The sequence below is a fragment of the Desemzia sp. FAM 23990 genome (assembly GCF_045528485.1).
Classification (GTDB): Bacteria; Bacillota; Bacilli; order Lactobacillales; family Carnobacteriaceae; genus Desemzia.
Genome location: NZ_JBGQQW010000017.1, coordinates 1 through 24486 on the forward strand (window position 1 = coordinate 1; position 24486 = coordinate 24486).

A 24486-nucleotide genomic window follows, 5' to 3' on the forward strand; every position below is an offset into this window, starting at 1 on the left:
TTTTAGGCAATATCTAGAAAAGCTGATTACGGAACTTCCTGGTTTGGATTTGATCCAAAATCCAAATCTTATCAGAGACTATCTCCCATGGTCTGAGAAAATCGTTCAATCCTGCCAACCTTTAAAAATATAGACCAAAAAGCCTGATTTCAAAATTGAAAGTAAATCAGGCTCTTTGTCGTGTCTTCCTTTTTTTCTGCAGCGTCCATTATAACGGGCTTACAGTTAATCAACTCCATAATAAAAAACTCTACTTTTAAGGGTCAGCACCATGGTGTTCCCATGGATTTCCATCAGCAACCCCATAGGCCAGAGCCAATTTCTTTACCAACGCTATTTGACAAAGAGACATAAAACCAGCCACCCTTACTTAAATAACAGTAAGAGTGGCTGGTTTTATGTCTTGTTAGTCAAATATATGAGTATAAAATTCTGTTTCTCCAGTTTCTCGAGCTAAGAATGCTTCCATTCCATTTATGGAAGAAATGGATACTTCAATAGGAATGTTTGGCGGCAAAAATTTAACGGCCTGATCGTACACATGTTGTGTAAAAGCAATGACTTCCGTTTCTCCATAGAATTGCGTCACCAAATCTACTTTCATATTCACCAATGTATCGTCGATATAAGTAGCTTCAGCAGTAACTCCGCTTAAATTAGGAAAGAAACTTTCCACTTCAGCTTTGAAGTTTTGGAAACTATTCAGCTCAGTACTTTCTCCACCTTCTAATGGAAAGACCAATTTTTTCATCGACAATTTATTCCATCCGCCTACTGAATTACTTCCATTTTCGCTGATCCCCTCTGCAACATACGTACCGCCTGCTAAACTATCTTGCGGAGTTTGTTTGAAGATTCCTACTACGATCGGGATATCTTCTAATCCTTCCATTTGACGCATACGCTCCACGATTTTATCGGCCATTTCTTTCCCTTGTTGAATCAATTCTTCTTCACTGATGTCTGTTTCAAAACTGGCACCGTATTGTTCCTTCTGGTAATAATCAACCGTGTTCATTGCCAGCCCGATACTGATTCCGGACAAAGAATAGCCGTTTTCTGTCTGTACCGTAAAATTTTGTTCCAAAATAGATTTTAAATAGATCGGTGTTCGTTCATTTTCTAATTTGCTTCCATTATGTTGCGGGTTCAATCCTTCAAGATTTTCGTTTCCTTCTTCAACAGTTCGAGCGTTTCCGTATTGGTCAAATCCTTCGCCTACTGGAGTATATCTTCCAAGCCATGAGTTGGCTGTTTCGCCATCCAGGTATTGTCCTTCTTGAATCAAGTGGTCATTCGTAGAAAAATAATCTTGCGAGATCTCCAACAATCCTGTTTCAAAAGCTTTTAAATTGTAATTTGAATTTGTTCCAAGTGAAGCACCTCTGTTCACACCCGGCTGATATTGCCCATCCGTTATCAACGAACGGTAATAGTCATCAGATAATTGACGCGATGTACTGGTCGTATCTTCTGCTGCTAACTCTGATTGTGACCCATCTGACGTTGTTTCTCCTGTTTCTTCTTCAGGAGTTGCACAGGCAGTCAACAATAATACACTTCCTGCAAGTAAAATGAGTAGTTTGCTTTTCAAACTGTTATTCCTCTCCTTCTAATGTTTCCAACAATTGATCTTCATTCCATACAGGGACATCCAAGCTTTGTGCTTTCGTTAATTTGCTTCCAGCGTCTTCTCCAACAACTAAGAAATCCGTTTTTTTGGAGACACTTCCGGTTACTTTACCGCCTAAATTCTCGATCCGCTCCTTAGCTTCCTCACGGGTGAAGTGCGTCAATTTCCCGGTCAAGACAATGGTTTTCCCGTTAAAATACGAATCACTTTCTGCTACAGTTTCTTTTTTCTTGCCAAGATACGTAAGATTGACCCCTTTTGACCGAAGTTCTTCAATCAGATCCGTTACTTCCGGCAATTCAAAAAACGTCACGACACTTTCTGCAATGATATCTCCGATACCTTCGATAGCAATAATCGCTTCTTTGTCTGCTTGTTGCAATCCTTCAATCGTTTCAAATTCTTCCGCCAATAATTTTGCTGCGTTAGCTCCGACATTTCGAATTCCCAGCCCGAACACTAGTCTTTCTAAAGAATTGCTGCGACTAGCACTGATCGCAGTCAACAAATTATTTGCGGATTTATCTTTGATTTTATCCAATGTGACTAATTGGTCATAGGTCAAGCTGTAGAGATCAGCTACATCTTTGACTAAGCCTTTTTCATACAGTTGAATAATGACCTTGTTGCCTAGACCGTCAATGTTCATCGCATTACGTGACACAAAGTGTGTTAATCCTTCAATGATTTGTGCTGGACATTTTGGATTGATGCAGCGTAGAGCTACCTCTTCATCCAAATGGACCAACTCACTTTCGCATGCCGGACAATGCGTTGGAAATTCATAAGGGACACTGTCTGCTGGCCGCAAGTCTTCTACTACACGCGTCACTTCTGGAATGATATCACCTGCTTTATGAATCACGACGGTATCATTCAAGCGAATATCGCGTTCTCGAATCAAATCGACATTGTGCAAGCTGGCACGTTGAACAGTGGTACCGGCTAACTGGACAGGATTCATAATGGCTGTAGGCGTAACGACACCCGTTCTGCCAACTGTCCATTCGATTTCATTGACCACCGTATTCGCTTCTTCAGCCGGAAATTTATATGCGATAGCCCAACGAGGAGCTTTGATCGTAAAACCGATATCCTCTTGCGCTTTAAATTCATTCACTTTGATCACGATTCCGTCTATGTCGTAAGGTAAACTACTGCGCTGTTCTTGGAATTCTTGCGTATACTCCCAAACTTCCTCAATGGTTTCAAACACTCGACGTTCGTGATTGGTACGGATGCCGATTTTATCCAATTGATCTAGTGCATCCGATTGACTGGCAGCTTCCATTTCTCCAAAGTCTGCCACAGTATACATAAATGTATTCAAGTTTCGTTTAGCTGTTTGTTTGGGATCTAAATTCCGCAGACCTCCTGCAGCAGCATTTCTTGGGTTTGCAAAGATATCTTCCCCATTTTCTTCCCGCTTCTGATTCAATTCCACGAAAGAAGTTTTCGGCATATAACATTCACCTCGAACTTCTATTGAATACGGATATTTTAACTTCAGCGGGACAGATTTGATCGTCCGAACGTTTTGCGTCACATTTTCTCCAACCACTCCGTCGCCACGAGTTGCTGCTTGAATCAGTTTCCCATCTTCATATTTCAAAGAAAGAGCTAGTCCATCTATTTTCAATTCACAAATATACTCAACTTTTTTGTCCGTCAATTTACGGATTCTTTTGTCGAAATCCAACAGATCTCCTTCTCCAAAAGCATTTCCCAGACTAAGCATAGGAATATCATGAGTTACTTTTTCAAATCCAGGCAGAATAGTGCCCCCGACACGTTGAGTGGGAGAGTCTCCGCTGATCAGTTCAGGATAAGTTTCTTCCAAAGTTACTAATTCACGATACAATAAATCGTATTCAGCATCCGTTACAGTCGGCTTATCCAACACGTAATATTCGTGGCTGTACCGATCCAAAGTCTCTCTTAATACTTCAACTCTCTCTGTTGCTTCTTCAAAAGACACTTCATCTAGTGGATGATTTTTTTCAGGTTTGTCTGTCAAATGGAGCACCTTCTTTCTATGTCAGTCAATACTCTTATTGTATTTTTTCAATGGGTGCGAAAGCAGCTAATAACCGTTTGATACCTGTTGGAGCAGAAAAAGCAATATCCAACTGTAAATTATCTTCGTTTCCTGTCAATTTCACGACTGTTCCGATACCCCATTTTTTATGAGCGGCTTTGTCACCAACATTCCACCCTACTTTATCTGCGCCGCTGCTGATTTTATTTGTGACTGGAGCTTGAGCTGGCGTTTGATAAGGAGTGCTGGCTGCTCGTTTCTGTACACTACTGAAAGGACCGGAATTTCTAAATGGAATAGAGCTGGCTTGTTTGTCTTCCGACTCCATGATTTCTGCATTGATTTCACTGATAAAACGAGAAGCCGCATTGGCTTGTGTACGTCCATATAAGACGCGCGAGTACGCATTTGTCAGATAGAGTTTTTTCTCCGCACGAGTGATTCCTACATAAGCTAACCGACGTTCTTCTTCTAATTGTTCTTCTTCCATCATGGCACGAGACAAGGGGAAGATCCCTTCTTCCATCCCAATCAAAAAGACAACCGGAAACTCCAATCCTTTGGCAGCATGAAGCGTCATTAAGGTGACTTCACCGTTTTCTGCTTCCAAATTATCTAGATCAGAGACCAAGGACAAGTCTGTTAAGAAAGTTAACAGATCCGTTTCTCCACCAGCGTTATCTTTTTCAAATTGTTGCGTTACAGACAAAAACTCTTGGATATTTTCTAAACGCGACTCTGACTCCAAGCTTTTTTCATTTTCTAAAGCTTCTTGGTACCCGCTGCGTTTCAACAGCTCTTCTACTAGTTCAGTTATTTGCAAGTACTCTTGCATCTTGCTTAAGTCTTGCAGCAATACGCCAAAGCCTTCAAGTGACTTAGCCGCTTTTCCAGTAATATTGGTTAAGGCGATATTTTGCGCAGCTTCCAATAAAGACCAGTCATATAGATCAGCAAAAGCTCTTAATTTCTCTACTGTTCCTGGACCAACTCCTCGTTTTGGAACATTGACGATCCGTTCGAAGCTCATATTATCAGAGGGATTTGCGATCAAACGCAAGTATGCCAATACATCTTTGATTTCTTTTCGATCATAGAATTTATGGCCGCCAACCATTTTGTAAGGAATATTGGATTGCAGCAAACTTTCCTCTATTTTACGAGATTGAGCATTGGTACGGTATAGTACAGCAAAGTCGCCGTAGTTTATTTGATTTTCTTTCATTTCTTCTTGCATTTTCGAAACGACATAGCGAGACTCATCGCCTTCACTTTGAGCACGATAATAAGATATTTTTTCTCCATCGTGATTGTCAGTCCATAGTTTCTTTTCTTTTCGTTTCGCGTTGTTTCCAATGACATCATTGGCTGCTTGTAAAATGTATTTCGTAGAGCGGTAGTTTTGTTCCAATAAGACTACTTTTGCTTCTGGATAATCATTTTCAAAGTCCAAGATATTTTCCATATTTGCTCCACGCCAACCATAAATACTTTGGTCAGCATCCCCCACAACACAAAGGTTCTTAAAACGAGCTGCCAACATTTGTACCAATGTGTATTGCGCTTGGTTGGTATCTTGATACTCATCCACGTGAATGTATTGAAATTTCGCTTGATAATGTTGCAGTGTTTCAGGGCTCTCTTTGAATAAACGTGTTGTCAACATGATTAAATCATCAAAATCGACTGCTTGATTCCGACGGAGCTCTTTTTGGTAATCATCATAGCAGTCCGCTACTATCCGTTGAAAATAAGAAGCAGCTGTTTCGCGGTACTTTTCTGCGGTCAACAATTCATTTTTTGCATTGCTGATCTCAGCCAGAATCGCTCTCGGATTGAATTTTTTCGGATCAATGTCTCGCTCTTTTAAAATTCGTTTCATTAAGGTTTGTTGTTCACCTGGGTCACTAATCGTAAACGCCCTAGTATATCCAATACGGTCAATATCACGACGCAAGATTCTGACACACATTGAGTGAAATGTCGAAACCCAAACATCATTTCCACCGTCTTGAATCAATCGGCTTACCCGTTCTTTCATTTCTTTAGCCGCTTTATTGGTAAATGTGATCGCTAAAATATTCCATGGATTCACATTTTTTTCTTGGATCAAATAAGCAATACGATGAGTCAAGACACGCGTCTTGCCACTTCCTGCACCTGCCATGATCAAAAGCGGTCCATCTGTGTGGATCACCGCTTCTTTTTGTCGGGGATTCATACCGTTCACTAATTTTTCTCGTAATACCAATTCTTACATCCTCTCTGATTCCTTGAGTACATTATCCGCTTGTCTGAAACTTGTAACGGTTGCTTTTTATGCTGTCTTTTAACATTTTCCATGTCCATTTTACCATAGTTTGATTCTTCTTTGAGTACGATACGAAAAACTTCAAATTTATCATAAAAAAAGCACATCACTCTTTATACTTTCGCATAAGAAATCAATAAGAACTCTTCATTTCTGAAAAGTTCTTTCTTTTTAAATACTGTTGTTAAATCCCTTGAATGATTGTTAGAGAGAGTTGATTCAACAAAATACGGATTTCTTTCCGTGCATATGCATATTGAGATTCGGATAAATATTTTGTCAGTTGGGTTAAATATTTTACTTTCAATTCTCTTGATTCAGATAAAACAACTTGAATTTCTGCGTTTTTTTGATGTGTTAAAGAGCGCAGCGTATCCATAAATAAAGTCACGTTATATGTATTCTTTGCGTAACGAACAAATTCTTGCCAATATTTTATTTCGGCAACATAGAATTCTGTTTCTTGTTGCTTTCCTGTTAAACGAGCTAATGACTCCACACAATTTTCCAGTTCTGAAACATCGAACACAATCTCTCTGATTTGAATTTGATGCAAATAATTGTTTAGGATCATCTCAATAAATCCAATTCTGTCTTGAAAGCCTTTATCATCAATGGACGGTTCTTGAATAGAAGCGCCTTTATGAGGGATAATCTCTAATACGTCTTCTGCTTGAAGCCGTAAAAAAGCTCTTCTTATAGGCGTACGGCTGATACCCAATTCTTGAGACAAATCTTGCTCTGTAATGTGAGTTTTAGGCAGCCATTGCCTTGTCTCGATTTTTTCCTTAATGTACAAATACGCTTGTGTTTCCAAGTTCTTTGACTTCACCATTTCGCTTCTTCACCTACTTTATTTTCTTACACCTGTCATTTTGTTTTATCCATCCTAAATACAAAAACAATTTTGTGTATTTTCTATCTTAGTTGATTATAAGTACTTTCACTACAATATTCAATACCATTCTTTACGCAATTAACTACAAAACAACCCTGTAGGCGCATTTCTCTTTTTAATCCGTTGAACACTCTGCTAGGTAATCACTACTATTCTCTACATGGAGAAATTTTGAACGCATTTCAACAATTTTTTGCTGCTATGTTTAAACCATTAGTCACTAATATAGAAAATCTCCCTAACTGACGTTAATAACTTCATCATAAATCACTACCTAGGATCCTCAGCTCATCAGTTAAAAGCATAACTTCACAAAATTTACAAAAAGAAAACCTTTCCCTAACCTCTTTTTTATAATCCTATGGTAACTTTTAACTAGTGTTGACTATTACTAATTGTTCTATCTAGTTTTTTTGGATAGGACTTACCCCTTTAGGAACTGTTTGTGCCCACAAACAGTTCCCTTTTTGTCTCTTGCTGATCCACTCTATCCCATAGTAGGTTTTGATTTAGGTATCCCTTGCCAATCACTGATAAATGCAGCTCCTAATACAAATACTCCGCCAATAAACTGGACCAAACTCAGGTGTTCATTTAAGAAAATAGTTGAAAACAGAATAGCCGATACAGGATCGATGTAACTTAGCATAGCAGTTGTCTGCCCTTTTAAATAAGGAATAGAAGAAAAAAACATGACATACGTGATGCCGGTATGAACGATCCCTAAGATAACTAAATAAGGCAACGATGCAATAGGCATACTCAACAGATCAAACCCTTCCGTAAAAAAGACGTAAGGGATCAATATTCCGGTAGCAATCAATAATTGAAAGAATGTACTCTGCAATCCTGAAAATCCTTTCAAAAACTTATTGCTGATCATCATACCGGCATAAAACACTGCTGCAGCTAAACCAAAAGCAATTCCTTTAAGAGGATCAGAGTTCCCCACACTGGATATACCTCCACTATTGACGATCATAAACATCCCCGACATAGCTATTCCAATGCAGCTCACCTTTTTCACCGTTAATTTTTCTTTCAACAATACTGCAGAAACCAACACCACAAAAACAGGAGCAAAGTAATAACTCAATGTTGCATTGGAAATAGTTGTGTAACGATACGACTCAAACAATAACAGCCAGTTTACTCCAATTGCACCACCCGAAAAAAGCAATGCCAGGCTATTTTTTTTAACGAGCCGCCAAGAAATTTTCTCCCGTTTTACAACCAATACTATTCCTATAAACAAGCAACCAAGCAGTCCTCTAGAAAGAGCGATCTCACTAGAAGACAGTTGAATCCGTTTAACAAATAACCCCATAGAGCCAAAAATGAACATTGCAGTCATTACATTGTATTTTGCTTTTTTCACGGCCGCACCAGCTTCTTTTTTTTATGTTTGCGCAGACAAACAGAAGCCCAACTCAATTATTGGCTCCTGTTTTTAAAAGAATTCACTTGTTGTTCTCATTGTTTCTTATTTCATCATGAAAGTATGCCCCTCACGAGCTTAATCACCCAGTCCTAAACGTTCAAATACCTTGTCGACATTTTTTAAATGGTAATGATAGTCAAAAGCATCATCCAGTTCTTCTTTAGACAAAACTTCTGTGATACGCTCATCTTGCTCCAACAAAGGTCTGAACTGAGTTTGTTCATCCCATGCAATAGCGGTTTTCGGCTGCACTAGATCATAGGCTGCTTCACGGCTCATCCCTTTATCAATCAACTTCAACAATACGCGTTGGCTGTAAATCAGGCCAAATGTAGCCTCCATATTCCGCAACATATTTTCCGGAAGAACGGTGAGTTTTTTCACAATATTTCCAAAACGATTCAACATATAATTCAATAGAATCGTAGAATCTGGGATAATGATACGCTCTGCTGAAGAATGTGAAATATCTCTTTCATGCCATAAGCTGACATTTTCATAAGCTGTGATCATATGACCTCTAATTACACGCGCTAATCCAGTCACATTTTCAGAGCCAATAGGGTTTCGTTTATGAGGCATTGCAGAGGACCCTTTTTGTCCTTTTGCAAAAAATTCTTCCACTTCACGTGTTTCTGACTTTTGCAATCCGCGAATTTCCGTTGCAAATCGTTCAATACTGGTTGCGATCAAAGAAATAGAAGCGACGTATTCTGCGTGCAAATCACGAGGCAAGACCTGCGTAGAAATTTCTTGAGCGCGAATGCCTAGATGTGTGCAGACATATTCTTCTACTTCCAACGGCGTATTCGCAAATGTTCCCACTGCACCACTGATTTTTCCAGCTTCAACACCTTTAGCAGCATGTTCAAAACGCTCAATATGACGTTTCATTTCAGAATACCAAGTTCCTAGTTTCAAACCAAATGTAGTAGGCTCCGCATGTACACCGTGCGTTCTTCCCATCATAACAGTGTACTTATGTTCTTTGGCTTTTTCTCCAACAATAACTAAAAAGTTTTGCAAATCTTGGCGTAAAATATCATTTGCTTGTTTGAGTAAATACCCATACGCCGTATCCACCACATCAGTGCTTGTCAATCCGTAATGAACCCATTTGCGTTCTTCACCTAAAGTTTCAGAAACAGCTCGTGTAAATGCCACCACATCATGACGTGTCTCCAGTTCAATCTCAAGAATACGTTCCACATCAAAAGAGGCATTTTTTCGTATTTGTTCTGCATCCTCTTTTGGAATTTCTCCTAATTCCGCCCATGCTTCATCTGCCAAAATCTCAACTTCCAGCCAAGCTTTGTAACGATTCTCATCAGTCCAAATAGCTCCCATTTCAGGTCTCGTATAACGTTCAATCATTTTGTAATCTCCTCAATTCTGAGTTTTGCCTCATTCATCTATCAAATGAATTTTCAATCCATTTTTTCTGACAGTATTAGTTTAGCAGTATGGACATCATCTGTCATGAATTATCTAACTTTTTTATAAAAAAAAAGACCAGTGCAGATTACCTGCATTGGTCTATCCATTAATCCTTTTAAAGCAGAATTCCCGTATCCCTTAGCAAATTAAGCGCAGACTCAATATCCTCCGTTAAAACAGTGATGTGTCCAATAGCTTGATGCTCAGTAGATTCTTTGACACCATAATAATAAAAGTGCCAATTGGGTTTAAGTTGAAGCTGATTTTCTACCTCTGTTTGATTCTCATTCAATGTTTTTACAGTGATTGCTCGAGAAAGCAACTTTATCTCTGGCAAAGGCCATCCGCAAATCGCACGGATATGACTGTCAAAAAGAGAAGTAGAGCAAGCATCTAATGTACTCAAGCCACTGTCATGAATAGTTGGAGTAATATCATCCACATAGAGAGCCCCACTTGACGTTAATAGCAGTTCAACAGTAAGTGTACCGACTAAATTGCTTCTTTCAGCGATCAACTGTCCAATCCGTTTCACTTCTTCATCTACTTCTTCAGTGATATGAGCAGGAAAAATAGTTTCATACAGTAAGTCGTTACGGTACAAGTTCTCAGAAACGGGAAAAATACGCATTTCTCCTTTAGCGTTTTTGACCACAGACACCGACAATTGTCTTTCAAATGGAATTAACGCTTCTAAAATGCACGTTCCATGAACAAGCAATGATTTACTGCGCTCAAAATCTTCTTCGCTATACAAAATCACTTTTTGTTTCTTGCTTTTATCTCGATGCAGGGTCTTTAACGCACAAGGAAATCCTAGTTCTCTGCTCGCTGATTCTATATCTTCAGCTGATACAATCGTCGCATACGGTGCAATATTAAAATTGGCTGCTTCTAAATAAGCTTTTTCCAATATTCTATCTTGAGCAATATCCAATAACTCTGTTCCTTGAGGAAAAGCTACTGTTCTAGAAACTCTTCGTGCTGATTCAGGAAATACATGCTCAGCCTCCATCGTTACCACGTCACACTTAAACGCCATCTCGGTTAGAAGATTAGGATCATTGATATCTCCGACCAATTGCCAATCAGCTGCTTGTGCTGCTGAACATTCAGGCATCGGATCAAGAATGCCTACTCGATAGCCCATTTTTTTTGCAGCTAACGCCAGCATTCTCCCTAAAACTCCTCCACCAATGATTCCTATTGTTTTATCAGGAGTTATCACATTTGCCACGATTCATCCCTACCTTCTTAATCTTACTCTTTTTGTTCCATTTTGATTTCTTTTCTTCTTTTCTTCACGCGTTTTGTCCAAAATCCACCGCTGATGTATTTCGGTTCATAAGAAATAACAAATGCTTTAGGAGCCAATTCTTCAATTTGCTGATACAATTTCCGTTCCGTCTTCCGAAGTGTAAGAATTTCTAACACCATCCGGTCGCCTTCTTTGCCCAATGCAAAACTGGTTGTTACTCCATATCCGAGTTCGCGCAACTTACTAGGTATATCGTTCTCAATCGAAGGAATAATAGCTGTTACCATGATGTAACCCAATGCTAAGTATTCTTCGATTTTCATTCCTGCAAGAATACCGACACCATATCCTAAAGCATATACAAATATGTTCACGAAATTGTCTAAACGATCCAATACGAGTCCTAAACCAACGATGTAGATAGTCACTTCCAGCATAGACAGCAAAGGTGCAGCTAATCGATAACCTTTCATCGTCAGCATCATTCGAATTGTCATCAACGTTACATAACTGACATTGATCACAAAAATCACCAGTAATAATCCTAAATCTATTTCCATTTAATAGTGTACTCTCCTCTTCTGAAAATCTCCTACTGCAAGTTAACTCATACAGTTTCCTATAATGATAACATTAGGCTATATCGCTTCATAAATCAAACGCAAAGTATTCTGTCACACGATTAATCAGCAAACCTGACTTCACCATTTGTCAGCGATTGGATTCTGGCTAAGGAATAAATTTCCATTCCTTTTTCTTCCAGTAACGCACGGCCGGTTTGAAAGGATTTTTCAATAACGATTCCGATACCTGCAACTGATACGTCCAATTGTTGACAAATTTCCATTAAACCCAATGCAGCTTGTCCATTGGCTAAAAAATCATCGATGATCAAAACAGTATCTTGCTCACTTAAAAATGTTTTTGAAATCGAAATGCTGTAATTTGTTTGCTTTGTAAATGAATAGACGTCAGCTATCGCCAATTCATCAGTCATTGTGATTCCTACATTCTTTTTCGCTACGATTACTGGGACATTTAAAGAGATACCCGCAAAAACAGCTGGAGCAATTCCAGAAGCTTCAATTGTAATGATTTTTGTGATGCCTTTGTGTTTAAAGTAATTGCCAAACTCTTCGCCAATGGCTTTCATTAGTTGAGGATCGATTTGATGGTTGATAAAACTATCTACTTTCAAAACCCCTTCACTTAATACACGACCATCTTGAACTATTTTTTCCTCAAGTAATTTCATTTTTCTATTTTCCCCCTACAATTTTTTAGAGCTCTTCATCTTCTAACGTTAAAAGAAATGATTTTTTACTTACCAACGTCAAATAGTGCAGAATCCTTTTTAGAGCGTGGAGCAAGGCGTTTAGACTCTCGTAGAGTTCTCTTTTTCCAATTGAAATCATAGAGAGTCTATCTTGCGCAACACGTTTAAGACAAGTCCGTGAAGCAAGAATTGGATACCAGATACCAAAATCGCTTCAAAGTCTAAATTTGTATACAAATAGTAATAGAATAAAAGGTTAAACCAGTGGCTGGTTTAACCCTTTATGCGTTTATTCTTCTTCGTCTTGCGAAGGCTCATCAATTTCTTTTTTTTCATCTATAATTTCAACGATTATATTACTGATACGTGAAGATTCTATTTCATTTGCTTTAAGTAAGAAGTTCCCATACTCTACAAATGCGTCATCTCCATCTCGTGGTATGTTTCCATATTCAATAATAAAGAAACCGGCAATAGTATCCACATCAGAAGACTCGATATTGGTGTCAAAAAACTCATTGAATTTTGACAATTGAGTAGATCCATCTACTAAGTAGCGGTTATCATTGATTTTTTCGATCAAGGCATAGACCTCGTCATACTCATCGTCAATATCTCCCACAATTTCTTCTACAACATCTTCTAATGTAACGATACCAACTACTCCACCATATTCATCGTTCAATATAGCCATTTGATTTCGTGTTCTTCTTAGTTCATAAATCAAATCATCGATATAGATGGTTTCTGGAACAAATAAAGGTTCATTTAATACATCTTTTAAATCAATTTCATCAATATTACGGTTTCGGCTTTCTCTTAACAAGTTTTTGACATGAATGATCCCGATAATATTGTCTTTATCTTCAAAATAAACAGGAATACGTGAATAAGGTATATCTAAAAGTTTAGGGATGTTTTCCTCGTTCCCATCATCATAATCAATCATAAAAGTGTCTGTTCTAGGAACCATGACTTCTTTAGCCATTTTGGTATCTAGAGATAACACACCTTTCAACATTGAAAATTCAGCTATATCAATCGCTTCGTCTTTTTGACTTTGATCCAAATAAGAACGGAATTCGTCACGCGTCATCTTCTCTTCTTCTTCAGAAAATTCGATTGGTGTAATTTTCTTCAGCAGGTTTGTTGATAAAGATAAAAGTTTTACAAAAGGCATCATAAACTTTTGTACCCCTAATATAATACCAGCAGTACCAAGAGCAACACTTTCTGAACGCTGTAACGCAACGGTCTTTGGGAACAGTTCTCCAAATACAAGCGTGATATACGAAATAATAATTGTCACAATCACAACGGCAATGGTTTGAGCACCAGGAATATTTCCTAATAACGGTGTAAAACGATTAGCTAAAGAGGTAGCCGCAGAGGCACTGTTTAAGAAACCTGCTAACGTAATGGCTACTTGTATGGTAGATAAAAAGTTGTCTGAATTGGCTAACAATTTCAGCACATTCTTCGCTTTCTTATCTCCATCGATAGCTTTTTCGTTTATTTTCCCTTTGTCTAAAGAAACAAAGGCCATTTCTGCTGCTGCGAACAACGCATTGATTGCGGTTAATACTACAATTAAAATTATCTGGACACTCAGTGACGAATCACTTCCCGAGTCTGGGGTCATTTAACATCTTCTCCTTTAAATATATAGATACAAATTTTTATATCACTTAAAACATCATTAATGTACCATTTTTTATAAATTATTTCAACATTTGATTCTCATCATTTTTTAATCAAACATTCGTCCGATTATAATTTATTGCAGTAGTGTAGGCATTTCCTGCAACAGAGGTTTCAAAATGGTAATCACTTCTCCACTCGTTCTTCCTTCAACTAAACCAATCATGACATAAGAGTTTTCATCTGCATCAAAAGCCATAATAAATCCATTGTCCTCGTTCTCTTCCAGACCCTGGAATTCAGCCGTTCCTGTTTTGGCACCAACAGTATATGGAAGATCAGCTAACTGATGTGCTGTCCCATTTTGATTATCCACTACTTCCAATAAATAAGAACGAATCAATTCAGCAGATTCAGCCGTTACAACTTGCTTCGTTTCGTTTGTTTCCTGGTCACTGGTTAGCTTTGGATAAATCAAATTTCCACCGTTGACAAATGGGCTGTACGATACCACTTGCTGAACCGGACTCATCAACAATTCTCCTTGTCCATAGGCTGTATCCGCCAATAAAAGTTCTGTATCTAGTGTACCTGAATTAGACAATTGAGCAGGTTCCATTGAAAATGGCAGATTTAAACTTTCGCCAAAAATGAATTTCGCCATTCCGTTTTCAACAGTTTCTTGTCCCATCTCCAAAGCTTCTTGAGCAAAGAAAATATTGTCTGAGTAAACTAGCGCATCTTTCAAAGTAACTTCAGGTACTACAGTCACACGGTGAACAGCGTAATTTCCCCAAGATGCATTGGCTTGCCAAGTATCTCCTTCTATCTCATGGACTTCTTCTGGAGTTGTGATCCCCGAATCTAGCCCTATCCCTGCTGTGATCATCTTAAATGTTGAACCGGGAGCAAATCGAGCTGCGTATCGCGCTAAGAAAGGAGAATTTTCATCATCCAGATAAGCTTGATAAGCTTCATTTGTGATTCCGCGAGTCATTAAACCAGCGTCATAAGATGGTGTACTGGCAAGAGCCAATAAACTTCCGTCTTCAGGATTCATCACTACTACAGATCCATTGACTCCTTCAAGTTCCTCATAGGCTTTTTGTTGAACATCAGCATCGATCGTTAATTGAACATCTTCTCCATTGGTAATTTCAGCTTCTTTTAAAACAGTCTTTGTTTCTCCTTGGACATCGTTCAAAACGATTTTTCCGCCTATCTTACCTCTCAACTGTGCATCAAATGCGGCTTCTAGTCCTGATTTTCCAATCATATCCCCAGCTGCTAAAGCAGGATTATTTTCCACATCTTCAGCCGATACTTCTCCTACATAACCAATCAAATGAGCTGCTGCTTCATTCAAAGGATACGTGCGCATAGATAATTCTTGATAGACAACGCCTGTAGCCTGAACAGAATCTTCCGTAGCCATTACTTTAAACGGCACAAATGAATCCCCAGTGACCCAACTTTGTCCTAAAAGTTCTTCCAAGTGCTCCAATGGAACTTCAAAAGTTTCACTGATTTGAGTTAGATTTTCTGTCCTTGCTTCCCCTTCACCTAAAAGCGATGGATGCAATCCAGCTTGTAACCATGTGCCCGCTATAGCTAAAGGATCTCCATCCTTGTCCAAAATATTCCCACGTTCGCCTTTTGAAAATTGCGCATCGACCGTATCTCCTGGTTCCATACCTGGTACAATCAAGTTTGGATTCCAATCGACTGTAAAATCTCCTTCTTCATTCTTTGTCAAAGAAGCTGAGTAGACCAGTTCTTCTATAGCTCCTATTGGAGACGTCAAATTTAATTGATAAGAAAAATCATAAGTGTCATCCGTCTCATTTTCATCAAAGACAACATTTGTTGCCTCAACGTTACTGATCTGCATTTCATTAAATGTCGATTGGTATAATTCAGTCAGTTGTTCTCGGGTATAGCCCGCATCTACTAAAGTAGATTCCGTTGTACTATTGGCTAAAGCAGCAAAATCCTGTGCTTCTAAGTACCCGATAAATTCTTGTGATTTCTCTTCTGCAGCTGCTGTGTCTGAGCCTTTGCCATTGAAGTAAGACCATGCCATCCAACTGATCCCGCCGATCACAGCTGCTATAACGACTACAATAATTCCCCATAATGCCAAACTTAATTTCAACTTCTTTTTTGGTTTGTTTGCTGACATAGATCTCTAATCTCCTTTAGTCTATTTCCTCATTTCTTCACATCTTTAAATTAAGTTGGTTCTTTTAGATCTTCAAACAAGACAGTATAATGACTTCCGCAACCTAGATCAATTTAACTGAAAGGCCAAGTCAATTGGCAAAAAAAGATACATGACCATTGGCGTAAAGCGCCGTTAATCATTCTCCCTTTTTGCATCATTGCTGTCGAGACCTTTTAGCTTCCTGTCAATCATCGTATTGATGGAGTTGGTATTGTTCGATCAGATCGATAAGTTTTTGGGCATACGTCGGATCGGTTGCGTATCCATTATCCTGCAAGGCTTGTGCTGCTTCTTTATAATTATCAGCTGCCAGGACGGTCGTATATTGTTCCGCATTCCAATCTGTTCCATTTACGAACAATAAGGCATGATCATCCATCGATTGCTGCCAGCTTTCATATTTTCTAAACGGCGCTTTTATTTCGATCCATTCACCATCAACAAATTCTTTCGTCTGCATCATTTCTGTATTATCTGGATCACTGCCTTTTATCCCATAAAGATTTTTACTTTCGGTTGCTAATTCACTGGTGCCCCAGTCCGATTCTAGAATAGCTTGTCCTATACTGATACTAGGCAGCAGTTTATATTCTTTTTGCAGCGTTTTAGCATGACCGGATATTTGAACAATAAATTCTTCTTTTTCTCGGCTCGAATTCAGCGGCTCAATGACGGACTTGCCTAAAACAGCTAACGCGCCGAAAAAAACAAAAAATAATAGAAACAGCGCAATTAAAATGCGACTAGGGAAAAAACGTCTTTGTCTGCTCTTCTTTTTTCGGTATGCAGTTTGTTTCTTTTTTTGTTGCACCAACGCAGTTTCTCCTTCCTGATTACTTGTACCCTCAAATAATTACCTCACTTCTGTTTTCCCAGCTTTTTCAAGCAGCTCAATATACTCTTCTAAAGCTAAATCATATTTTTGGATAAATTGAGCATTTTCTACCCCCACATAACGGAAATGCCAAGACTCATACTCTATTCCCGTAGCTTCTTCTTTGTCTTTTGGAAAACGCAAGATAAAGCCATAATCTGCAGCGGTATCCGCTAACCAATGTTGAGTTTCCTGCGTATCATATTCTGGAACTAATCCTTTTCCAGCATTTAACCATTCGCTGTCTATCATATCTAAAGCTAATCCAGTGTGATGTTCACTACCTCCTGGAACAGCAATGTAATCTTCTGTCATTTTAGTAGCTTCTTCTTCTGAATAGCCTTCATTGATATACTGTTGGATACTATTGTTGTAGTTTGCTCTTTGTCGGTCTACAGAACGGTAAGAAGAGGCTAAAAAGATATTGTATCCAGCTTCAGAAGCCGCGTTCATCCAATTCTCATAAGGCTCCATGATGCGCGCATCGATTTCTTTTTGATCCGCCGCTTCCTCCAATGGAATTTCCAGCGTTTCATCGATCGGATTCCAATTGTTCACTAAAATAAGATTCCAGTCTTTTGTGGAAACATCTGGTAATTCTGCCATCATCGCTTTTTCTTTCTCTTCTTCAGGCGACAAAGTTGATTCCGATCTTGCTTGTGATTCTTCTATTGTGCTGCTCACTTCACTATTCGCCGAGCTGGATGATTCATTCTGTGAAGTAGTGAATTCAGATTGACAACCCGCCAACAATAATGCTGCAACTGTTGTCATCAATATTTTCAATTTCATTGCTTATAGGACTCCGTTCATTTTATGATCATTGTTTGTACTCACTCTATTTTATAGTAAAATTTCTTCTTTTCAACCTACTTGGGCCCTATTTTTTTAATTGAAAACCATCCATTACTCTGTTTGATTGATAACTGGAGGAGCGACATTTTGATTAAACCACTCCAAAAGATCTTGTTTTTCTGTCTTTATTTGCTGTTGAACGATTCCAGGCAAATGCAGTTCAATACGATCTTTGTAACTCCAGAAATCGTAACCGATTTCAATTCGAACGATCGTCTGATTTATTTTGCGATGGACAGGTTCTTTTGTCTCACCTTGATTGTCACGGATTTCAATTGTTGCTAACCCGCTTTTTATCCACTTTTTTGCCACATAATATTTCATAGTCATGTATTCAGCGACAGGGCTTTCAGCTACTTCAGAAATAAGGATGGCATTGCGACAAACTTTTTGGACCAGCATCCATTCATAATCTGTAAATAATTGAGCGATTTTACTCATATTTTCTGCTTTTAATCCTTGGTTCCCTTTTTTCCAGCGATCCCAACTTTGAGGAGAGATTCCTAATTGAGAAGAATAAAAAGCTTTTTCAGTTACATATTGTTCTTTCACTGCTCCTAAAACGATTTCTACTAGTGCTTCATGCATAAAAATCATTCCTCCTGATGAATAATGTTTGCTGTTTCATTTATATTTACATAATACACCTATTACGTTACTTTCTAAAGTTTTACTTACTGATAAGTCAACTAGTTGACCTGAAAACGGCAACTCTATATGGTTAAATTAGTAAGACAATTCAAAAAGGGGAATGATGTCTATGATCGATACTATTTTATTTTTTGGTTACTTTGCTGCTTATTCGGTACTGCTGATTTGGACAATCAAATTAGCGGTCCAATACGGATGGAAAAGCTTATCAAATTTACTGATTCTGGTTATCGTAGGGTTAGTCTATGACAATTTGATACTGGCTTTGGGAAGTTTTATTGGTGAAGGAAACTTACTGGAGAATCTAAGTTACCCTCGATTCTACATGCACGCCTTTTTCACGCCACTGCTTGTCCTCTTTTCTTTGAGTACATTAAAAAGGTCCGGCGTACAGTGGGCGTTTAAAAAATCCATTGGCATGGCGTTTTATTTGATTACATTGTGTTTGATGCTGTACGAATTAATAGTTGAAGTGCGAGGACTAGCGCTCATATCTAATTGGCAATACGGTGGTTTAAGTTACAGTAATGCTGAGGCTGCAAGCGGCGTTCCAGTAATGGTGCTGATTGTTTCTATTGTTTTGATTATCTCTTCTATCTTTGTCTGGCGTAAACAAGGATGGATATGGTTCTTCATAGGAATAGGAATCATGTTCCTTGGGAATGCCTTTCCTCTTTCAGTACCCAGTGCGGCTTTGACTAACGCATTTGAACTCATCTTGATTCTAGCTTTATTTTTCACTAAACAGTTTCAAGATAGACGTGCGACGCCCTAAAGGATTTTTTCGCAGCATATTTAGACTGTACTTCTTTTGTCGAATAAGCAATAATGGAAGCGGAACGATTTTATCATTGAAGGGAGTTTCTAAAAAATATGACAACAATTAATTGGGGAATCATCGGATTAGGAGATATAGCATCCAGTTTTGCTGCTGCTTTTAATGTAGAAAATGCAACATTATTAGCTGCTGCTTCTCGAAATTTAGATAAAGCTAATGCGTTTGCTGAAAAACATTCTATTCCAAAAGCTTACGGCAATTACGAGGAGATGCTGTTTGATCCAGATATTGATGTAATTTATATCGCTACGCCGCACAGCCACCACGCTCAGTATATTTTAAAAAGTCTAAAAGCCGGAAAACATGTCTTGTGCGAAAAAGCTATCACCATGAGCAATAAAGAATTAGACGAGGCACTTGCTTTAGCAAAAGAAAAAGAGTTGGTTTTAACTGAAGCCATGACCATCTACCACATGCCTCTTTTCCACAAATTAAAAGACATCATCGCTACTGGAAAACTGGGCAAATTAAAAATGATTCAAGCCTCTTTCGGGAGTTTAAAAGAAGCTGATCCAACAAATCGTTTCTTCAACAAAGATATTGCCGGCGGTGCTTTACTGGATATTGGCGTTTATGCTTTAGCGTTCACTCGTTTCTTTTTATCCAGTCAACCAACAGAGATCCTGACTACCATGAATCCATATGAAACAGGTGTAGATGAACAATCTGCGATCATCTTAAAGAATAAAGACAATGAAATCGCCGTTGTGAGTTTAACTTTTCGTGCTAAGATGCCTAAAGTAGGTATAGTCGCTTTTGAAAACGGCTATATCACGGTTCAAGACTACCCTCGGGCAAGTAAAGCTACAATCACTTATCCGGATGGTACTTCAGAAGAAATCGATGCTGGGGATTCAGCTGAAGCCCTAAATTATGAGATAGACTTAATGACTCAAAATGTTTTGCATAAAACGCCTAATGTAAATATGCCCCTGACGCATGGTGTAATGGAAATTATGGATAATTTACGTGAACAATGGGGCTTAACATACGACTTTGAATAGAAAAAACTCTTTACAGCGAAAAAGACTTTCCTTATTCGACTCTTAGTGAGTCATAAGGAAAGTCTTTTTCGCTGCGGCTCAATTGCCTTCTTTGTAGACAGCTGAACTGACTGTATATCCACTAGTCGTTAGTATTTCTTGGATGTCATTCGTGTTCTCGCTATCCATTTGGATAACGACTTGAGTGAATGAATCTTTTCGATATACTGCAATTTGATTGATGCTTACATTAGCTTCCGCTAAAATATTCGTGATGTCTTCTAAGATACCGGGATGGTCCTCTGGTATATCGATCACTACACGACTGCCTTTATTGTTGTATCCTAAAAGATCAATAAATGCTCTAAAAATATCTTTGTCTGTGATGATTCCAACAAGTTGATTTTCATTTTGGACTACCGGCAATACGCCGACTTTTAAATCCCTCATTCTGCTGGCAGCTTCTTCCAGTAAATCTTCTGGACCAATAGTCGGTACTTTACTGCACATGATATCTCCAACAGTCGTTTTCGTCAGTAGGTAATTCAACTCATGGATACTTAAAGAAGTGGCTGTTGAGGGGGAATTATCACTAATGATCTCTTCAGTGATCAATCCTATCATACGGCCATTTTTGACGATCGGCAACCGGTGAAAATCATTCTCCTTCATTAAATCCAACGCTTCTAATACTTTAGTATCTTCTGCAGCAGTAATAACTTCGGTTGTCATGTAATCTTTCACTAACATCTTTTAACCTCCCAAGTAAGCTTTTTGAATAACATCACTTTCTAGCAATTCTTTTCCTGTCCCTGTTTGAACCACATTGCCGGTCTCTAATACGTAACCTCTATTTGCTATCTTTAAAGCCATTTTAGCATTTTGTTCGATCAAGAGTACAGTCGTACCCGTTTGGTTGATCTCTTCAATGATATGAAAAATTTCTTTGATCAATATGGGTGCCAATCCCATAGAAGGTTCATCTAGGAGCAATAACCTTGGTCGGCTCATTAAAGCTCGTCCCATTGCCACCATTTGTTGTTCTCCTCCAGACAAAGTAGCTGCATCTTGCTTCATCCGTTCTTTCAATATAGGGAAACGACTGAAGACATTGTCTAAATCATTTTGTACTTCTGCTCTATCTTTTCTGAGAAAAGCTCCCATTTCCAAATTTTCCATAACGGTCATCCCGCTAAAAATGTGTCGCCCCTCTGGTACTTGAGAGATGCCTTTTTCTACGATTTTTTTAGGTGTTTCTTTCGTAATAGCTGTTCCTTCGTAGAGAATTTCTCCATGACTAGGTTGGTGCAATCCAGAAATAGCTTTTAGAATCGTTGATTTCCCTGCCCCGTTTGCCCCAATCAAAGATACGATCTCGCCTTCATTCACACTAAACGTTACATTTCGAATAGCTTCGATAACTCCATAATGGACTGTTAAATCTTTTACTTCCAGCATTTACTCACCACCTAAATAAGCTTTAATCACTTGGTCATTTGCTTTGATCTCTTCCGGTGTCCCATGGGCAATCATACGACCGTATTCCAATACATAAATACGTTCGCAAACATTCATGACCAAAGACATATCGTGTTCAATCAGTAAAATTGTAATCTCGAAATCTTTTTGAATCTGACGAATCAAAGCTGTAAGATCTGCCGTTTCTTGAGGATTCATCCCTGCAGCCGGTTCGTCTAAAAACAATACTTTAGGTCGGGTAGCCAGTGCTCGCACAATTTCCAGCCTTCTTTGTTCCCCATAAGGCAGGTTTTTAGCGAATTCAGTTACTTTATTTTCCAAACTAAAGATTTTTAACAATTCAATCGCTTCTTGTTTCATCTTTTTTTCTGAAGCATAATAGCTTGGGAAACGCAATATACTTTTTATCGTTCCCACTTTACTTTTTGAGTGCATCGCGATCAATACATTATCCAGTACCGTTAAATCTTTAAACAGGCGAATGTTTTGGAAAGTTCTTCCAAAACCCATATCTGTGATGGTAAACGTTTTTTTCCCAATGACGGATTTCTTTTGACCATCTGTTTCAATATCGATCGTCCCCTCTGAAGGCTCATAAACACCCGTTAACAAATTAAAAAGGGTCGTTTTCCCAGCGCCATTAGGACCGATCAAGCCAACTAATTCATTGCTGTTCAGTTCCAAATTGACATTCGATACGGCAGAAAGCCCGCCAAAATTTTTGGTTAATTTTTTCACTTCTAATAAACTCATTATTTGCCCTCCTCTTGTGTAGTGGATTTACGGCCAAAGAGGCGGAGTATTCCTGATACTGTAAATTCTTGATTTCCTAGTAATCCAGAGGGTTTGAAAATCATGATAATGATCAAAGCTAGTGCGTAGATAATCATACGCAGTGAACCGAATGGTTGTAAAAATACATTTAAAATACCTAGAATAATTGCTGCAATAACTGATCCAGTCACACTTCCAATACCGCCAAAAACCACAATGATTAAAATATCAATGGATTTATTGAATGTAAAATCTCCCGGTCGGATAACACTGAAATAAGATGCATGTAATGCTCCACCGATAGCAGCAGTTGCAGCTCCTAAAACAAAAGCGATCGTCTTGTATTTTGTTGTGTTGATCCCCATCGATTCAGCAGCAATCTCATCTTCACGAATCGAGATCGTAGCTCGTCCAGGACTGCTTCGCGTATAATTGACAACAATCAAAATCGTTAATACGGCAAATACATATATCAAAGGCCATTTAGCTAAATAAGGTATCCCACTTAATCCAGCCGCCCCATTTGTGATCCCTTGCATGTTTACGATCGCAATCCGAATGATTTCAGCTACTCCCAAGGTAGCAATCGCTAAATAATCTCCTTTTAATCGCAATGTTGGAATCCCAACGATCAAAGCAACCACACTGGTTAATATGATCCCTGCTATAATACCTAGAAATAATCCTCCATAATGAGGGAAATATTTAGAGATGATTCCAGCAGTGTAGGCTCCAATCGCCATAAACCCGGCATGACCTAACGAGAACTGTCCTGAAAAACCGATGATCAAGTTTAATCCAACGGCTAATATCACATTGATCAAAATAGTGACCAACGTAATTTCATAGTAAGCACTGATGATTCCAGTTGAAACAGCTAATTGCAGCAGCAAAAAGGCAGCAACAGCTAAAATCAGCCAACCGATATTTGTTTTATTCACTAATTTCATTTTTGCCACCTACACTTTCTCTTTAACATGTTTCCCTAAGATACCTGAAGGACGTATAATCAAAATCAGAATCAAAATTCCATAGACCACTGCATCTCGGATCATTGAATTCCCATATGCACTGACCATGGTTTCAATGATTCCGATAGTCAATCCGCCGATCATCGCTCCCGGGATAATTCCAATTCCTCCAAGAACAGCTGCTACGAAAGCTTTCAAACCAGGAGCTACACCCATCATGGGATCAATAGTATTGTAGTACAAACCAACCAACACTCCTGCCGCTCCTGCTAAAGATGAGCCAAGGAAAAAGGTAAATGAAATCGTATTGTCTACATTGATTCCCATTAATTGAGCGGCTGAAGCATCTGTACTTACTGCTCGCATCGCTTTTCCCATTTTTGTTTTTTGAACGATAAACTGCAATAAAATCATCAAAATAAACGTCGTTCCAAAAATCATCAATTGGATCTGACTGACCTGAATTCCTCCAAAGCTGTACAATGTATTGTCAAGTACTTGAGGAAAGGCTCGAACTTCTGCACCATAAAAATACAGCATCCCATTTTGCAATAAATAAGAAACTCCGATAGCTGTGATCAGCACTGCTATTCGGGTAGCGTTCCGAAGCGGTTTATAGGCGATTCGTTCAATCAATACTCCTAACAACGCACTTAACGCCATCGCCGTTACAAGAGCTGGGAAAAATCCCATCCCAAATGAATTGATCATCGTGTAGCCAACAAACGCTCCTACCATGTATATATCGCCGTGAGCAAAATTAATCAATTTAATAATTCCATAAACCATCGTGTAACCTAACGCAATCAACGCATAAATGCTTCCCAGTGATAAGCCATTTATCATTTGTTGAATAAATGTATCCATTCGGCACCTCTCTTTAAATCTATAGTTTTGGTGATAA

Annotated in this window: 21 protein-coding genes; 2 read left to right on the plus strand and 19 right to left on the minus strand. The window is 38.6% G+C overall.

What is annotated here, in order from left to right:
- Positions 1–406: 406 nt before the first annotated feature.
- The 14 genes from ACEN4I_RS07860 to ACEN4I_RS07925 form a co-directional block, all read right to left on the minus strand.
- The gene (locus tag ACEN4I_RS07860; RefSeq protein WP_407102683.1) at positions 407–1594 is read right to left on the minus strand and encodes a CamS family sex pheromone protein; all 1188 of its coding nucleotides are present in this window, start codon (positions 1592–1594) and stop codon (positions 407–409) included.
- A 4-nt stretch (positions 1595–1598) separates the two neighbouring features.
- The gene (ligA, locus tag ACEN4I_RS07865; protein WP_407102684.1) at positions 1599–3650 is read right to left on the minus strand and encodes an NAD-dependent DNA ligase LigA; all 2052 of its coding nucleotides are present in this window, start codon (positions 3648–3650) and stop codon (positions 1599–1601) included.
- A gap of 34 nt (positions 3651–3684) precedes the next feature.
- On the minus strand, positions 3685–5922 hold the full coding sequence (gene pcrA, locus ACEN4I_RS07870; RefSeq protein ID WP_407102685.1) for a DNA helicase PcrA: 2238 nt from the start codon (positions 5920–5922) through the stop codon (positions 3685–3687).
- Positions 5923–6166: 244 nt separating this feature from the next.
- Positions 6167–6817, minus strand: coding sequence for a GntR family transcriptional regulator (locus ACEN4I_RS07875; protein ID WP_407102686.1), 651 nt, complete (start codon positions 6815–6817; stop codon positions 6167–6169).
- Positions 6818–7367: 550 nt separating this feature from the next.
- Positions 7368–8258: a DMT family transporter gene (locus tag ACEN4I_RS07880; RefSeq protein ID WP_407102688.1), complete on the minus strand. Its 891-nt coding sequence runs from the start codon at positions 8256–8258 to the stop codon at positions 7368–7370.
- A gap of 138 nt (positions 8259–8396) precedes the next feature.
- Positions 8397–9695 (minus strand): adenylosuccinate lyase, encoded by a 1299-nt coding sequence (gene purB, locus ACEN4I_RS07885; RefSeq protein ID WP_407096475.1) that lies wholly within the window; start codon positions 9693–9695, stop codon positions 8397–8399.
- 178 nt (positions 9696–9873) lie between these two features.
- Positions 9874–10995 (minus strand): 5-(carboxyamino)imidazole ribonucleotide synthase, encoded by a 1122-nt coding sequence (locus ACEN4I_RS07890; protein WP_407102689.1) that lies wholly within the window; start codon positions 10993–10995, stop codon positions 9874–9876.
- 23 nt (positions 10996–11018) lie between these two features.
- Entirely contained in the window at positions 11019–11576 is a 558-nt protein-coding gene (locus ACEN4I_RS07895; protein WP_407096477.1) for a DUF2179 domain-containing protein, read from the minus strand.
- Positions 11577–11698: 122 nt separating this feature from the next.
- Complete coding sequence (locus ACEN4I_RS07900) at positions 11699–12271, minus strand: xanthine phosphoribosyltransferase (protein ID WP_407096478.1); 573 nt, start codon at positions 12269–12271, stop codon at positions 11699–11701.
- Positions 12272–12581: 310 nt separating this feature from the next.
- Positions 12582–13934, minus strand: coding sequence for a hemolysin family protein (locus ACEN4I_RS07905; RefSeq protein ID WP_407102690.1), 1353 nt, complete (start codon positions 13932–13934; stop codon positions 12582–12584).
- A 135-nt stretch (positions 13935–14069) separates the two neighbouring features.
- Entirely contained in the window at positions 14070–16115 is a 2046-nt protein-coding gene (locus ACEN4I_RS07910) for a penicillin-binding transpeptidase domain-containing protein (RefSeq protein WP_407102691.1), read from the minus strand.
- Between the two features lie 226 nt (positions 16116–16341).
- A complete protein-coding gene (locus tag ACEN4I_RS07915) occupies positions 16342–16971 on the minus strand; it encodes a glycoside hydrolase family 73 protein (protein WP_407096481.1) in 630 nt (209 codons plus the stop codon).
- Between the two features lie 39 nt (positions 16972–17010).
- A complete protein-coding gene (locus ACEN4I_RS07920; protein ID WP_407127704.1) occupies positions 17011–17823 on the minus strand; it encodes a D-alanyl-D-alanine carboxypeptidase family protein in 813 nt (270 codons plus the stop codon).
- A gap of 114 nt (positions 17824–17937) precedes the next feature.
- Positions 17938–18474, minus strand: coding sequence for a hypothetical protein (locus ACEN4I_RS07925; protein ID WP_407102693.1), 537 nt, complete (start codon positions 18472–18474; stop codon positions 17938–17940).
- A 172-nt stretch (positions 18475–18646) separates the two neighbouring features.
- On the opposite strand from ACEN4I_RS07925, the gene ACEN4I_RS07930 reads away from it, so the two are divergent.
- Both ACEN4I_RS07930 and ACEN4I_RS07935 read left to right on the plus strand, forming a co-directional pair.
- A complete protein-coding gene (locus tag ACEN4I_RS07930; RefSeq protein ID WP_407096484.1) occupies positions 18647–19312 on the plus strand; it encodes a hypothetical protein in 666 nt (221 codons plus the stop codon).
- 98 nt (positions 19313–19410) lie between these two features.
- Positions 19411–20379, plus strand: coding sequence for a Gfo/Idh/MocA family protein (locus tag ACEN4I_RS07935; RefSeq protein WP_407102694.1), 969 nt, complete (start codon positions 19411–19413; stop codon positions 20377–20379).
- Positions 20380–20457: 78 nt separating this feature from the next.
- Here the strand turns inward: ACEN4I_RS07935 and ACEN4I_RS07940 are convergent, their stop codons facing one another.
- From ACEN4I_RS07940 to ACEN4I_RS07960, 5 genes are read right to left on the minus strand one after another with little or no spacing between them, the layout of a single operon-like run.
- Entirely contained in the window at positions 20458–21108 is a 651-nt protein-coding gene (locus ACEN4I_RS07940; RefSeq protein WP_407096486.1) for a CBS domain-containing protein, read from the minus strand.
- A 3-nt stretch (positions 21109–21111) separates the two neighbouring features.
- On the minus strand, positions 21112–21816 hold the full coding sequence (locus tag ACEN4I_RS07945) for an ABC transporter ATP-binding protein (RefSeq protein ID WP_407096487.1): 705 nt from the start codon (positions 21814–21816) through the stop codon (positions 21112–21114).
- Positions 21817–22590 (minus strand): ABC transporter ATP-binding protein, encoded by a 774-nt coding sequence (locus ACEN4I_RS07950; RefSeq protein ID WP_407102695.1) that lies wholly within the window; start codon positions 22588–22590, stop codon positions 21817–21819.
- Positions 22590–23561, minus strand: coding sequence for a branched-chain amino acid ABC transporter permease (locus ACEN4I_RS07955; RefSeq protein WP_407096489.1), 972 nt, complete (start codon positions 23559–23561; stop codon positions 22590–22592). Before ACEN4I_RS07955 ends, ACEN4I_RS07950 begins: the two co-directional genes overlap by 1 nt.
- A 9-nt stretch (positions 23562–23570) precedes the next feature.
- A complete protein-coding gene (locus ACEN4I_RS07960; RefSeq protein WP_407096490.1) occupies positions 23571–24449 on the minus strand; it encodes a branched-chain amino acid ABC transporter permease in 879 nt (292 codons plus the stop codon).
- Positions 24450–24486 lie beyond the last annotated feature (37 nt).

What these genes read in the sequence shown, in the direction of transcription:
- ACEN4I_RS07935 (WP_407102694.1), top strand. Translation starts at nt 19,411, where the DNA reads ATGACAACAATTAATTGGGGAATCATCGGATTAGGAGATATAGCATCC.
- ACEN4I_RS07950 (WP_407102695.1), bottom strand. Translation starts at nt 22,590, where the DNA reads ATGAGTTTATTAGAAGTGAAAAAATTAACCAAAAATTTTGGCGGGCTT.
- ACEN4I_RS07930 (WP_407096484.1), top strand. Translation starts at nt 18,647, where the DNA reads ATGATCGATACTATTTTATTTTTTGGTTACTTTGCTGCTTATTCGGTA.
- ACEN4I_RS07900 (WP_407096478.1), bottom strand. Translation starts at nt 12,271, where the DNA reads ATGAAATTACTTGAGGAAAAAATAGTTCAAGATGGTCGTGTATTAAGT.
- ACEN4I_RS07955 (WP_407096489.1), bottom strand. Translation starts at nt 23,561, where the DNA reads ATGAAATTAGTGAATAAAACAAATATCGGTTGGCTGATTTTAGCTGTT.
- ACEN4I_RS07905 (WP_407102690.1), bottom strand. Translation starts at nt 13,934, where the DNA reads ATGACCCCAGACTCGGGAAGTGATTCGTCACTGAGTGTCCAGATAATT.
- ACEN4I_RS07895 (WP_407096477.1), bottom strand. Translation starts at nt 11,576, where the DNA reads ATGGAAATAGATTTAGGATTATTACTGGTGATTTTTGTGATCAATGTC.
- ACEN4I_RS07940 (WP_407096486.1), bottom strand. Translation starts at nt 21,108, where the DNA reads ATGTTAGTGAAAGATTACATGACAACCGAAGTTATTACTGCTGCAGAA.
- ACEN4I_RS07925 (WP_407102693.1), bottom strand. Translation starts at nt 18,474, where the DNA reads ATGCATGAAGCACTAGTAGAAATCGTTTTAGGAGCAGTGAAAGAACAA.
- ACEN4I_RS07875 (WP_407102686.1), bottom strand. Translation starts at nt 6,817, where the DNA reads ATGGTGAAGTCAAAGAACTTGGAAACACAAGCGTATTTGTACATTAAG.
- ACEN4I_RS07960 (WP_407096490.1), bottom strand. Translation starts at nt 24,449, where the DNA reads ATGGATACATTTATTCAACAAATGATAAATGGCTTATCACTGGGAAGC.
- ACEN4I_RS07920 (WP_407127704.1), bottom strand. Translation starts at nt 17,823, where the DNA reads ATGAAATTGAAAATATTGATGACAACAGTTGCAGCATTATTGTTGGCG.
- purB (WP_407096475.1), bottom strand. Translation starts at nt 9,695, where the DNA reads ATGATTGAACGTTATACGAGACCTGAAATGGGAGCTATTTGGACTGAT.
- ACEN4I_RS07945 (WP_407096487.1), bottom strand. Translation starts at nt 21,816, where the DNA reads ATGCTGGAAGTAAAAGATTTAACAGTCCATTATGGAGTTATCGAAGCT.
- ACEN4I_RS07910 (WP_407102691.1), bottom strand. Translation starts at nt 16,115, where the DNA reads ATGTCAGCAAACAAACCAAAAAAGAAGTTGAAATTAAGTTTGGCATTA.